This window comes from Burkholderia sp. APQ4-4ca (assembly GCF_057837105.1).
The window spans coordinates 1-11933 of sequence record NZ_JBYQCG010000244.1; the positions used below are offsets into that span (position 1 = coordinate 1).

Here is an 11933-nt window from a genome sequence, read left to right on the forward strand (position 1 = left end):
AGAAGCACGGCAGCCCGATCCCCTGGATCAGCCCCGGCGCGGCGATTTGCGCGAACGTCATCTTCAGCGTGAAATGCGCGTCCCACGCGAGCACGGCCGCGAACACGAGGAAGCCGAACGTCGCGAGCACGCGCGCATCGAAACGATGCGCGTGCAGCCCGACGAGGATCGAAAACACCAGCGCGAGCACGCCGAGCGACGCCGTCGCGAGCCCCGCGTGAAACGCGTTGTAGCCCATCACCGCCTGCATCCACAGCGGAAACACCACGCCGACCACGGAGAAGCTCATCATCCCGAGCGAGATGATCAGCACGCAGAACGAGAACGTACGGTCGCGAAACAGGCTCAGGTCGACCACCGGATGCGCTTCGCCCGCTTCCCAGATCAGCAGCGACACGATCGCGAGCGCCGCCACCACCGCGAGCGTGACGATCAGCGGCGAGTCGAACCAGCCGCGGTCGTGGCCGAGATCGAGCATCGCCTGCAGCGAGCCGACGCCGATCACGAGCAGCACGATGCCCAGCACGTCGATCGGCCCGGCCGCGCCGCGCTGCGCGTCGGGGCGCAGCATCGCGGTGCACACCGCGAACGAGAACAACCCGATCGGCAAGTTGATCAGGAAGATCCACGGCCACGAGAAGTTGTCGACGATCCAGCCGCCGACCACCGGCCCGAAGATCGGCGCGAGCAGCACGGTCATCGCCCACAGCGCGAGCGCGATCGTGCGTTTGTCTGGCGGAAAGGTGCGCAGCAGGATCGTCTGCGACAGCGGCACCATCGGCCCCGAGCACAGCCCCTGCAGCGCGCGGCAAATCACGAGCACGTGCAGGTCGCGCGCGAGCCCGCACAGCAGCGACGTCAGCGTAAACAGCAGCACCGCGCCGACGAACAGCCGCAGCTCGCCGACGCGGCGGGCGAGCCAGCCGGTGAGCGGCACCGCGATCGCGGCCGCGACCGAATACGAGCTGATCACCCATGTGCCCTGGCTGTTCGATACGCCGAGGCTGCCGGAGATCGCCGGCACCGCGACGTTCGTCACGGTCGAGTCGAGCACTTCGATGAAGGTCGCGAGCGACAGCGCGAACGTCAGCAGCGCGAGCCGGATGCCGCGCACCGGCTGCGCGGCGGGCGCGGGCGCCGACGCCGACGCCGACGCGTCGAACGCGGACGGCGCGACGGGCCCGTCGTGCAGCGGCGACGCGGGACTCATGCGCCGGCCACCGCGACATCGGCCCGCGCGGCCGCCCGTCCGCGCGTGGGCACGAACCGTTCGATGAAATCGGCGGCCGTGCCGCAGCCGTCCGGCGCGGCCGCGAGCAGCGCACGCGTGCGCTCCGCATGTACCGCGAACGCGGGTTCGTCGAGCACGCGCGCGAGCGCCGCGCCGAGCCGCGCGCCGTCGACCGGGCCGTCGACGCGCACGCCGCAGCCGTTCGCGACGACGCGTTGCGCGTTGTCGAACTGATCGTGCGCGAACGGCGTGACGACCTGCACGATCCCGGCTTCGCACGCGAGCGCCGCCGTGCCGATCCCGCCGTGATGCACGAGTGCGCGGCAACGCGGCAGCAGCGTGCGCATCGGCACGAAGCGGCGCACGAGCAGTCGGTCATCGCCCTGCACCGCATCGTGCGGCGTCAGCAAGATTCCGCGCGCGCCGGTCGCGCGCAGCGCGTCCGCCACCGCGCGCGCATAGGCCGCGTGATCGACGCGTGTCGAACCGGCCGTCAACACGACCGGGGCTTCGCCGGCCGCGAGAAACGCATCGAGTGCCACATCGTCGTCGGGTGTCGCGATATCGTTGAACAGCGGAAAACCGCTCTGCAGATGGTTCGACGGCCAGTCCGGCTGCGGCGGCGCGAACCACGGGGGAAACAGGCACAGCACGCCGTCGGTCGAATGCAGCCAGCGGCCGAGCACGCGCCGCGCGGGCGCAAGCCCGAGTTCGCGGCGCACCGCGTCGAGCGCCGGGCCGCACACGCGATCGAGCACCAGCCGCTCGATCAGCGTCATCAGCGCCGACTTCACCGCCAGCGGCCAGCGCGCGGGAATCGTCAGGCGCGGGTGAGTCGGCGGCGCATGCGCGGACAGCAGCGTCGACGGCGACACCTGCACCGACACGTAAGGCGTGCCGTGCAGCTCCTGCATGAAGCGCGCGGAAAACGCCCACAGCGTGCCGACCAGCACCGTGTCGGCATCGGTCAGCGCGCGCAGCGTGTCGTAATGCGGGCGCAGCGTCGGCGCGATCACCTGCCACAGCGTGCGGAACGATGTGCGCGGATCCCACAGCGCGGGGTTCGCCATCGCCGCGTCGTATTCCGCCGCGGTGCCGACCGGCACGAACGCGAACCCGCAGCGGCGCACGGCCGCCTCGAACGGCGCATGCGTGCAGAACACGACCTCGTGACCGCGCGCGGCGAGCGTGCGCGCGATGCCGAGCAGCGGATGCACGTCGCCTGCCGAGCCGATCGCGGTCACGATCATCTTCGCCATCGCGCGCCTCGCGGGTGTCAATAGAAACCGGGGATCAGCGCCGCGACCTCGCGGCGGTACTGCGCATACGCCGGCCCGAAATACCCGGTCAGCCAGCTCTCCTCGACGCGCACCTTGTACGCGAGCGACGCGAACACGAGCAGCACGCCGATCGCGCCGCGCCATTCGCCGCCAATCAGCGCGGCGCCGACCAGCGCGACCAGGCAGCCCGTATAGATCGGATGACGAACGAGTGCATACGGCCCCGTGCGCACGAGTTCGTGGTCTTCCTTCAGCGTGACCGACACGCTCCAGTTCGTGCCCAGGTGCAGCCGCGCCCACACCGAGAACAGCAGGCCGGCCACCAGCACCGCGAGCCCGCACTGCGCCTGCAGCCCAAAACGCTGCCAGTCGGGTACGAGCGCCGGCCACGACGGATCGGGCAGGATGATCAGCGCGCCGCCGACGATCAGCGGAATCGACTGCAGCGTGCGCGAGCGGGACGCCTCCTTGCGCACAGTCGCCTTGACACCCTGCGACGTGGCGATCCAGTAAGCGAGCCACGCGGCCCACGGAACGACGATGGCGATGGTCTGAACGATATTCACGGCTGGCCTGCCTCGTTGGGATGGGAATTCGGATGCGCGGGACGCGCCCGCTGCACGACGGACGGCGTCACGACGACAACGCGTGCAGCGGCGCGGGCACGCAAGCATGCGCGGCGGCGCGCGCGATGCCGGCCGCGGCCGGCGCTTCGTCGCAGAAGAAATCGAGCAACGCGGCGCGGGTGTATTCGCGCTGCGCACGGCCTTCGATGTCGAGAAAGTGACCGGCGTCCGGTACCGTCGCGAACCGCGCGCGCGGCACGTGCGCGCCGAGCTGGCGCACGTCGGCCGGCGTCGTGTATTCGTCGCGCTCGCCGTTCAGGAACAGCAGCTCGCAGCCGATGTTCGAGAACTCGCTGAAGTAACGCTCGGGCTGCAGCGACAGGATCTGATCGACGTGAAACGCGACCTGGTCCTGCTCGTCGCGCGGCAGGCGCGTGAGATACCGGTAGTTGTACAGCTTCATGATGCGCGGCAGATAGCGGCCGACGGTGTCGTTCAGCAACTGCGCGGCCTTCAGGTTCTCGCCGGCCGCGATGTGATCGCGGGCGCGCGTCACGTAATCGACCATTGCATCATTCAGGAACGGCGAGAACGAACAGATCGCCGCGCGCCGCACGCTCGGGCAGCCGCGCGCGAGCGCGAACAGCGACGCGACGCCGCCCCACGACACCGACACGAGGAACGCCGGCGCAAAGCGCTCGACGAGGTACTGAAGGATCGCGGCCTCGTCGTCCTTGGTCAGGATGAAGCAGCCGGGGTTGTGCTGGCGCGACTGCCCCGCATACGGCAGGTCGAAGCAGATCGTGTTCATCCGCTCGCCGAGATACTGGACGGTCTGGCCGAACGACGCGGTCGTCGCGAGCGCGCCGTTGACGAGCATCGCCGTGTCGAACGCCGGGTCGAACACGTTCCGTTCGACGTAGACCTTCAGACCATTCGGCAGCGGGACCACGTGTTTTTCGGTCGGCATCGTCGTTCTCCGGTGGATGCGGCGTCTCGACGTCGCGGCATGCTGCAGTGCGTAATGGCTGGCGCCGGCGCCGGGCGAAGTCGAGCGACGCGCGTATTGCCGACGCACCGCGGCAATTTCCCGCGGCGCCATTCATTCCTTGTGGTGCGGCGCCATACTAATACGGTCGATATTGCCTACTCAAGTCATTCCAAAAATCCTTCTACTTCGCCCGGAAATACGCCGAATTCAAATTTATTTGTCGATTTCCATGGTAGGAAGAATCTCGAAAAAGAAGATGGCAATCGTTTGCGAGCAATCCTGCCCAGCATTCACAAAACGCGAATTTCCGTTTATATTCATTTATTTATGTTGTTTAAATCACTAAATTCAAACGGTTTTTATAAAACCGAGCATCTTCATAATATGATTTTACGATTTCATATCGTGAATGATTTTACACAGCTCGATACTCTTTCGGTTTGTAATGAAATCAAGCACGGAAACAGCTCTCCGCATTGCGTCATATTTTCATGAATCGTTTTAAACAGATTCAAACTTAATTAATCTTCTTACAATACGTTTTTCCGCACCTGCACACGGCTGCTGACGGGATGAATCCTCATCCGTTTAGAACGCAGCGTGCCGTTCGGCCCCGTTTTTTATTGATTGAACGATCAATAAAAAACCGCTAAGCTCTCGACTTCCATGGACGGCCCGCCCGGGCGAAGGGAGTCGCGATGCCGAAAGTCGGAATGCGGGAGATACGCCGCGCGCAGTTGATCGATGCCACGCTGCGCTCGATCGACGAAGCGGGCCTGCCCGGCACGACGCTCGCATCGGTCGCGCAACGCGCGAACATCTCGACGGGCATCGTCAGCCATTACTTCGGCGACAAGGACGGCCTGCTCGAAGCGACGATGCGGCACGTGCTGCGCGACCTGTGGTCGGCCACCACGCGCCGCCGCGTCGCCGCGCGCAAGGATCCGCGTTCGCGGCTGCGCGCGGTCGTCGCCGCGAACTTCGACGATACGCAGGTCAGCGCGCCCGTGATGAAAACCTGGCTCGCGTTCTGGTCGCAGAGCATGCACGACCCGATGCTCAAGCGCCTGCAGCACGTGAACACGCGGCGCCTGCACTCGAACCTGTGCGCCGAATTCGCGAAGGCGTTGCCGCGCCCGAAAGCGCGCGAAGCCGCCAGCGGCCTTGCCGCGCTGATCGACGGCCTGTGGCTGCGCGGCGCACTCGCCGGCGGCCCCATCGACACCCGAGCCGCTTTGAAGCTCGCCCACGACTACATCGACCTGCTGCTCGCGTCCGACTGACGCGCGACGCAGTCGCCCTCAAGGAGATCCTCATGTCCGTATACGGTTTGCAGCGCCTCTACATCGGCGGCGGTTACGTCGACGCCACCAGCGGCAAGACTTTCGACACCTTCGACCCCGCCACCGGCGAACTGCTCGCGCAGGTGCAGCAGGCGAGCGCGGCCGACGTCGACCGCGCGGTCGCGTCGGCCCGGGAAGGCCAGCGCGAATGGGCAGCGATGACCGCGATGCAGCGCTCGCGCATCCTGCGCCGCGCGGTTGATCTGCTGCGCGAGCGCAACGACGAACTCGCGGCGATCGAGACGCGCGACACCGGCAAGCCGATCGGCGAGACGCTCGCGGTCGACATCGTCACCGGCGCGGACGTGATCGAGTACTACGCGGGCCTCGCGACCGCGATCGAAGGGCTGCAGGTGCCGCTGCGCGCCGAGTCGTTCGTGTACACGCGCCGCGAGCCGCTTGGCGTATGCGCGGGCATCGGCGCATGGAACTACCCGATCCAGATCGCGTGCTGGAAGACGGCGCCCGCGCTCGCGGCCGGCAACGCGATGGTGTTCAAGCCGAGCGAAGTCACGCCGCTCACCGCGCTGAAGCTCGCGGAAATCTATACGGAAGCCGGCGTGCCGGCCGGCGTGTTCAACGTCGTGCAGGGCGACGGCTCGGTCGGCGCGCTGCTCACCGGCCATCCTGACGTCGCGAAGGTGTCGTTCACCGGCGGCGTCGAGACCGGCAAGAAAGTGATGTCGCTCGCCGGCGCATCGTCGCTGAAGGAAGTGACGATGGAACTCGGCGGCAAGTCGCCGCTGATCGTGTTCGACGATGCGGATCTCGACCGCGCGGCCGACATCGCGGTCACCGCCAACTTCTTCAGCTCGGGCCAGGTCTGCACGAACGGCACGCGCGTGTTCGTGCACCGCTCGATCAAGGACGCCTTCACGCAGAAAGTGCTCGACCGCGTGAAGCGCATCCGCGTCGGCAAGCCGACCGATGCCGACACCAACTTCGGCCCGCTCGTGTCGGCCGCGCAGCTCGACAAGGTGCTCGGCTTCATCGAAAGCGGCAAGGCCGAAGGCGCGAAGCTGCTCGCGGGCGGCGCGCGCCTGACCGACGGCCACTTCGCCAACGGCCAGTACGTCGCGCCGACCGTGTTCGGCGACTGCCGCGACGACATGAAGATCGTGCGCGAGGAAATCTTCGGGCCGGTGATGAGTATCCTCGATTTCGCATCGGAGGACGAAGTGATCGCCCGTGCGAACGACACGCACTACGGGCTCGCGGCCGGTGTCGTGACCGAGAACCTGTCGCGCGCGCACCGCACGATCCATCGCCTCGAAGCCGGCATCTGCTGGATCAACACGTGGGGCGAATCGCCGGCCGAAATGCCGGTTGGCGGATACAAGCAATCCGGTGTCGGGCGCGAGAACGGCATCACGACGCTCGAGCACTACACTCGAATCAAATCGGTGCAGGTCGAGCTCGGCCGCTACAACCCGGTGTTCTAAGACAAGGAGATCCGTCATGACGACGCGCGAATACGACTACATCATCTGCGGCGCGGGTTCCGCGGGCAACGTGCTCGCAACGCGCCTGACGGAAGATCCGGACGTCACGGTGCTGCTGCTCGAAGCGGGCGGTCCCGACTACCGCTTCGACTTCCGCACGCAGATGCCGGCCGCCCTCGCCTACCCGCTGCAGGGGCGCCGCTACAACTGGGCGTACGAGACCGACCCCGAGCCGCACATGGACAACCGCCGGATGGAGTGCGGGCGCGGCAAGGGGCTCGGCGGCTCGTCGCTGATCAACGGGATGTGCTACATCCGCGGCAACGCGCTCGACTACGACAACTGGTCGACGCACAAGGGCCTCGAGAACTGGACGTATCTCGACTGCCTGCCGTACTTCAAGAAAGCCGAGACGCGCGACGTCGGCCCGAACGACTATCACGGCGGCAGCGGCCCCGTGTCGGTCACGACCAGCAAGCCGGGCGCGAACCCATTGTTCGAGGCGATGGTCGACGCGGGCGTGCAGGCCGGCTATCCGCGCACCGACGACCTGAACGGTTATCAGCAGGAAGGCTTCGGCCCGATGGATCGCACCGTCACGCCGAAGGGCCGCCGCGCGAGCACCGCGCGTGGCTACCTCGACCAGGCGAAGGTGCGGCCGAACCTCGAGATCGTCACGCATGCGCTCGCCGATCGCATCCTGTTCGACGGCAAGCGCGCGTCGGGCGTCACGTACCTGCGCGGCAGCGAGCGCGCGACCGCGCATGCGCGCCGCGAGGTGCTCGTGTGCAGCGGCGCGATCGCATCGCCGCAACTGCTGCAGCGCTCGGGCGTCGGCCCCGGCGCATGGCTGAAGGCACTCGACATTCCGGTCGTGCTCGACCTGCCCGGCGTCGGCCAGAACCTGCAGGATCACCTGGAGATGTACATCCAGTACGAGTGCAAGGAACCGGTGTCGCTGTATCCGGCGCTCAAGTGGTGGAACCAGCCGAAGATCGGCCTCGAATGGATGCTGAACGGCACGGGCCTCGGCGCGAGCAACCACTTCGAGGCGGGCGGCTTCATCCGCACGCGCGACGACGACCCCTGGCCGAACATCCAGTATCACTTCCTGCCGGTGGCGATCAACTACAACGGCTCGAACGCGATCGAGATGCATGGCTTCCAGGCGCACGTCGGCTCGATGCGCTCGCCGAGCCGCGGCCGCGTGAAGCTGCGCTCGCGCGACCCGAACGACCATCCGAGCATCCTGTTCAACTACATGGCCGAAGCGCTCGACTGGCGCGAGTTCCGCGATGCGATCCGCGCGACGCGCGAGATCATGCGGCAGCCGGCGCTCGACCGCTATCGCGGCCGCGAGCTGAATCCGGGCGCCGATTGCAAGAGCGATCAGGAACTCGACGCGTTCGTGCGCGCCCGCGCGGAAACCGCGTTCCATCCGTCGTGCTCGTGCAAGATGGGTTACGACGACATGGCGGTGGTCGATGAAGAAGGCCGCGTGCACGGGCTCGACGGGCTGCGTGTGGTCGATGCGTCGATCATGCCGATCATCACGACCGGCAACCTGAATGCGCCGACGATCATGATCGCCGAGAAGATCGCCGACAAGATCCGCGGCCGCACGCCGCTCGCGCGGATCGACGTGCCGTACTTCGTCGCGAACGGCGCACCGGCGCGCAATGTCGCGCAGGCGATGCGGCAACCCGAGACGGTCTGATCGATCCGGCGCCCGCACCGGCGCCGCGATACTCTCCCTGCGGCTCGCGGCGTTCTCGCCGCGCGCCGCGTTTCATGGGGCCGGCTCGTTTGCGCTGCGTGGCCGGGCGGCCGTCACGGCGCGCGTGCGCATCCGCTTGGCGCGGACGATCGGGTTCCAGCGCGACGTCAGGCTCATCGCGTCGCGCAGGCGTTCGAACGCGACATCCTCCGTCGGCCCGAAGCGGCTGACCGCCGGCCACGCCAGCACGTGGTCGAGCCACGTCTGCCAGGTGTCGCCATGAAAGCCGCGGCCGATTTCCCGCACCGTATCCGGCGCGGCGATCGCGATACCCGCCAGCAGGTAATAAGCCCAGAAGCTGCCCGCGCCAACGAGTCGATCGAGTCGGCAAACGGCGAGTGCGGCAAGCAGCCCGTCCAGCGACGCGAGATCGGCGCGATGCGTGCGGATCGCGCGCGCGACGAGGTTGTGCTGCCCGCCGTACGCCTGAACGGAAACGCCGTGGCCGGCGGCAAGCTCGGCGGAGAACATCGCGAGCGCAGCCATCTCGTCGATGCGCGCCGCATCGTCGCGCGGGCCGCAGACGCGCAGCACGATCGCGTCGATCACGGCGCCGGGACGGGCCGGCGTTTCCGTGCGCGTTGCCGCGACCGCGGTCAGCCGTTCTCTCAGGTTCTTCGCAGGCGGCGTCGCGCACGGCCCGTCATGTTCGTTCGCGCTGCGTGCGCCCGCGTCGTCGCCGCTGCGTGCGACGCCGCCGGCAATTCGTTCGAGCGCGGCCCAGCCGAGCTCGGGATCGTCGAATGCAACCGCGTCGATCACGCCGTGCGCGGTGTCGAATACGGCATGCGAGCCCGGGCAGCACCGTTCGGCTTCCGCGAGTTGCTGCGCGGAAGGCACGTGCGAGCATGCGCCGAGCGGGTCGGCCGGATCGCACGCGCAGCCGCCGCCGTCCGTCGCGATCCACGGGACCAGCCGATGAAGCACGGCCGTCACTTCGCGGGACAAGTTCGCGCCCGCCCCCACACGTATCGCGTACGACGCGACGACAGCCGGGTCGCCGGTGCCGCCCGCCGCGGCCGCGCAAGCCGCCGCGTCGAGATGTTCGATCAGGTACTGCAGCCACGCGGCCGTGCGCAGCCGGTCGGGCGTCGCGCCGCGGGCGTCGCCATACTTTGCTGGATCGGTAAGCATGGGTCGTCCGGGATGGTTCTGGCTAATTGATCTGGTTTTGTTTCAATCGAATCGGGCGGCGCAGTACGAACGGCGCCGCCCTGCCACCCCACCCGTGCCGGATCGCGACACGGGCGGTCGACCGGCCGCCGCGCCGATACGCGCGACGGCTCGAACCCGTCGAAGCCGCGAAAACCCGCCGCGCTTGCCGCACGGCCCTCGCGCGCGGCGGGTTCCGCGTCGATCGCGCGACGCTTACTGCACGTGGAACTTCGGCGACGTCAGGACCGTACCGCCCACCGTGCAGTCCGGCGTCAGCGTCGCGTTGTTGAACGTCAGCGACGAGTTCGCATCGCTCCACGCCGTCACGACCTTGCTCGGCCCGCACGTGCCGAGCAGCGTGACGTTCACCTTCACGTTGTTGATCGACAGCTGCGTCGTGCTGTCGGCCTGCCCCGTCCACGGCGACGTGCTGCTCGCGCTGCCGCTGATCAGCGAGCACGTCGCGCCGCCCGTGAACGTCGTCGACGTGATGTTGACGATGCCGGTCGACGTGATCGTGCCGTTGAAGGTCGCGGTACAGCCCGCCGTGATGGACCCCTTGCTCAGGTTCGTGAGGCCCGACGCGGAGAACGGCTCGCCGTTCGGGTTCATCGGCTGACCGTCCGCGCGCGAAACGGTGACCGCGAAAGCAGGCGCGGCCGAAACCGCGGTGAAAGCCACTGCAGCAACAAGCGATACGATTTTGCGAATGCTCATTTGAACTGCCCCCTCTCTTCACAAATGGCGGCACGCCGCCAGGAACGCGACCTGCCGGCCGGAACGATCCGGCCAGCCGGGCGCAGGAAGCCGCCGGCACGCGTCACGCGCGCCGGTCGGCTCAGAACTTGTAGGAAATCCCGACGAACGTGATCAGCGGGTCGGCCTTCAGCTTCGTGCGCGTGGTCGCGAGCGTCGAACCGTCGGCCGCCTTGATCACGAGCGACGAGTAGGTCTTCAGCGGCATGTACGTCAGCGTCGCCGTGAGCCCCCAGTGCTTGTCGATCGCATAGCTCGCGCCGACGTTGTAGACCGGCGTGAACGACGACGACGCCTTGCCCTCGACCGACGTCGCGCCCGGCTTGCCGGCGCCGGCCGCGAGCACGCTGCCGAGGTTCTCGTTGATGTCCTTCGCGAAGTTGCCGTTCAGTTCGATGTTGCTGAACCAGCTGTAGGCCACGCCGATCCCGACGAACGGGCGGAACTTCGCCGTCGGCGCATTGAAGTAGTACTGCAGAATGACCGTCGGGCTCCACTGTCGCGCGTTCTTCACGGCCGGCTGGTTCGCCGACTTGTCCATGTCGACGTTGCCGAGCGCGCCGGCCGGACCCGGCGGCCTGATCACGCCGTGCCCGGTCAGCGTGAATTCCGGCGGCACGCCGAGCACCGACGTCACCGCGATGTGATCGGTGAAGAAGTGGGTGAGCGTGAGGCCGACCGTATCGGCGTTGTTGACCGTCAGGCTCGTGCCCGGCGACGTGAAAGAACCGGGCAAACGCAGCGGCCCGTTGATCGGCATGTTCGCGAGATTCGTCGTCAGCCCGTTGGTCGAATCCTGCGGCATGATGTGCAGCCAGCCCAGCGTCGCGACGTTGTCGCCCGCCTGCTGGGCCGATGCGAGCGTCGACACGCCTGCGACGACACCCGCGACAATCAGCTTCTTCATGAAGTCTCCCCCTCATTCTGTCGGGGCGCCGCACATTCGCGCGCGGCGCCGCCGTGTCTCCATCCACCCGCGATCACTGCACGAACGCGCCGACCGTGAAGTACGGGTTGCTCGTATCGGCCATGTCGAGGAACCCGAACACGCCGCCGGTGAACACGAACTTGCCGGTCGCCGGCCCCGACGCCGCATCCGCATGCACGGTCGTCACGACGCCCGGCACCTTCTGCGAGTAGTCGAGGTTCAGCGCGCGCGTGAGCGCCGCCTGCGACGCGTTGAACGGATCGAGCAGCGTGGCCTGCGCGCCGACGAGCGCGGTCGCGCGGTAGTTGAACGCGCTGTCGACGCCCGTGTACTCGCCGTCCTGCGAGCCCTGCGCGATCGCCGTCTGCGGGCTCAGGAACGAGATGCCCGATTCGTCGTCCGCGCTCGGCGCCCCTTGCGTGAGGTCCGCGTTCGCGGCGCCGGTGCGGATGAAGATCGGCACG

General features: G+C 67.5%; 12 protein-coding genes. 4 read left to right on the top strand and 8 right to left on the bottom strand.

Going from position 1 to position 11933, the window contains the following annotated elements; translation table 11 throughout:
- The 4 genes from AC3IFE_RS33680 to AC3IFE_RS33695 form a co-directional block, all read right to left on the bottom strand.
- Positions 1–1210 (bottom strand): DHA2 family efflux MFS transporter permease subunit (locus AC3IFE_RS33680; RefSeq protein ID WP_489194713.1); only part of this gene is annotated, 1210 nt, incomplete at its 3' end.
- Positions 1207–2490, bottom strand: coding sequence for a glycosyltransferase (locus tag AC3IFE_RS33685; RefSeq protein ID WP_301740415.1), 1284 nt, complete (start codon positions 2488–2490; stop codon positions 1207–1209). The genes AC3IFE_RS33685 and AC3IFE_RS33680, both read right to left, overlap by 4 nt.
- A gap of 17 nt (positions 2491–2507) precedes the next feature.
- Complete coding sequence (locus tag AC3IFE_RS33690) at positions 2508–3077, bottom strand: methyltransferase family protein (protein WP_301740416.1); 570 nt, start codon at positions 3075–3077, stop codon at positions 2508–2510.
- 67 nt (positions 3078–3144) lie between these two features.
- Entirely contained in the window at positions 3145–4047 is a 903-nt protein-coding gene (locus AC3IFE_RS33695) for an alpha/beta fold hydrolase (protein WP_089470411.1), read from the bottom strand.
- A 54-nt stretch (positions 4048–4101) separates the two neighbouring features.
- Between AC3IFE_RS33695 and AC3IFE_RS33700 the strand changes: the two genes are divergently transcribed.
- The 4 genes from AC3IFE_RS33700 (at position 4102) to betA (ending at position 8570) form a co-directional block, all read left to right on the top strand.
- Positions 4102–4563, top strand: coding sequence for a hypothetical protein (locus tag AC3IFE_RS33700; protein WP_301740253.1), 462 nt, complete (start codon positions 4102–4104; stop codon positions 4561–4563).
- 203 nt (positions 4564–4766) lie between these two features.
- The gene (gene betI / locus AC3IFE_RS33705; RefSeq protein WP_301740254.1) at positions 4767–5351 is read left to right on the top strand and encodes a transcriptional regulator BetI; all 585 of its coding nucleotides are present in this window, start codon (positions 4767–4769) and stop codon (positions 5349–5351) included.
- 32 nt (positions 5352–5383) lie between these two features.
- Entirely contained in the window at positions 5384–6853 is a 1470-nt protein-coding gene (betB, locus tag AC3IFE_RS33710; RefSeq protein ID WP_089470413.1) for a betaine-aldehyde dehydrogenase, read from the top strand.
- A 16-nt stretch (positions 6854–6869) separates the two neighbouring features.
- The gene (gene betA / locus AC3IFE_RS33715; RefSeq protein ID WP_301740257.1) at positions 6870–8570 is read left to right on the top strand and encodes a choline dehydrogenase; all 1701 of its coding nucleotides are present in this window, start codon (positions 6870–6872) and stop codon (positions 8568–8570) included.
- A gap of 72 nt (positions 8571–8642) precedes the next feature.
- On the opposite strand, the gene AC3IFE_RS33720 is transcribed toward betA, so the two are convergent.
- From AC3IFE_RS33720 to AC3IFE_RS33735, 4 genes are all read right to left on the bottom strand, one after another.
- A complete protein-coding gene (locus AC3IFE_RS33720; protein ID WP_301740258.1) occupies positions 8643–9764 on the bottom strand; it encodes a hypothetical protein in 1122 nt (373 codons plus the stop codon).
- Positions 9765–9998: 234 nt separating this feature from the next.
- Positions 9999–10502, bottom strand: a complete 504-nt coding sequence (locus tag AC3IFE_RS33725) for an activator protein (protein ID WP_089470416.1) — start codon at positions 10500–10502, stop codon at positions 9999–10001.
- A 121-nt stretch (positions 10503–10623) separates the two neighbouring features.
- Positions 10624–11448, bottom strand: a complete 825-nt coding sequence (locus tag AC3IFE_RS33730; protein WP_489194718.1) for an OmpW/AlkL family protein — start codon at positions 11446–11448, stop codon at positions 10624–10626.
- Positions 11449–11521: 73 nt separating this feature from the next.
- Positions 11522–11933: DUF2957 domain-containing protein (locus AC3IFE_RS33735; RefSeq protein ID WP_489194720.1), on the bottom strand; the 412-nt coding region annotated here is incomplete at its 5' end.

Coding starts and splice junctions, on each gene's coding strand:
- AC3IFE_RS33725 (WP_089470416.1), bottom strand. CDS start 10,502: ATGAGCATTCGCAAAATCGTATCGCTTGTTGCTGCAGTGGCTTTCACC.
- betB (WP_089470413.1), top strand. CDS start 5,384: ATGTCCGTATACGGTTTGCAGCGCCTCTACATCGGCGGCGGTTACGTC.
- AC3IFE_RS33685 (WP_301740415.1), bottom strand. CDS start 2,490: ATGGCGAAGATGATCGTGACCGCGATCGGCTCGGCAGGCGACGTGCAT.
- AC3IFE_RS33700 (WP_301740253.1), top strand. CDS start 4,102: ATGGCTGGCGCCGGCGCCGGGCGAAGTCGAGCGACGCGCGTATTGCCG.
- AC3IFE_RS33730 (WP_489194718.1), bottom strand. CDS start 11,448: ATGAAGAAGCTGATTGTCGCGGGTGTCGTCGCAGGCGTGTCGACGCTC.
- betA (WP_301740257.1), top strand. CDS start 6,870: ATGACGACGCGCGAATACGACTACATCATCTGCGGCGCGGGTTCCGCG.
- betI (WP_301740254.1), top strand. CDS start 4,767: ATGCCGAAAGTCGGAATGCGGGAGATACGCCGCGCGCAGTTGATCGAT.
- AC3IFE_RS33720 (WP_301740258.1), bottom strand. CDS start 9,764: ATGCTTACCGATCCAGCAAAGTATGGCGACGCCCGCGGCGCGACGCCC.
- AC3IFE_RS33695 (WP_089470411.1), bottom strand. CDS start 4,047: ATGCCGACCGAAAAACACGTGGTCCCGCTGCCGAATGGTCTGAAGGTC.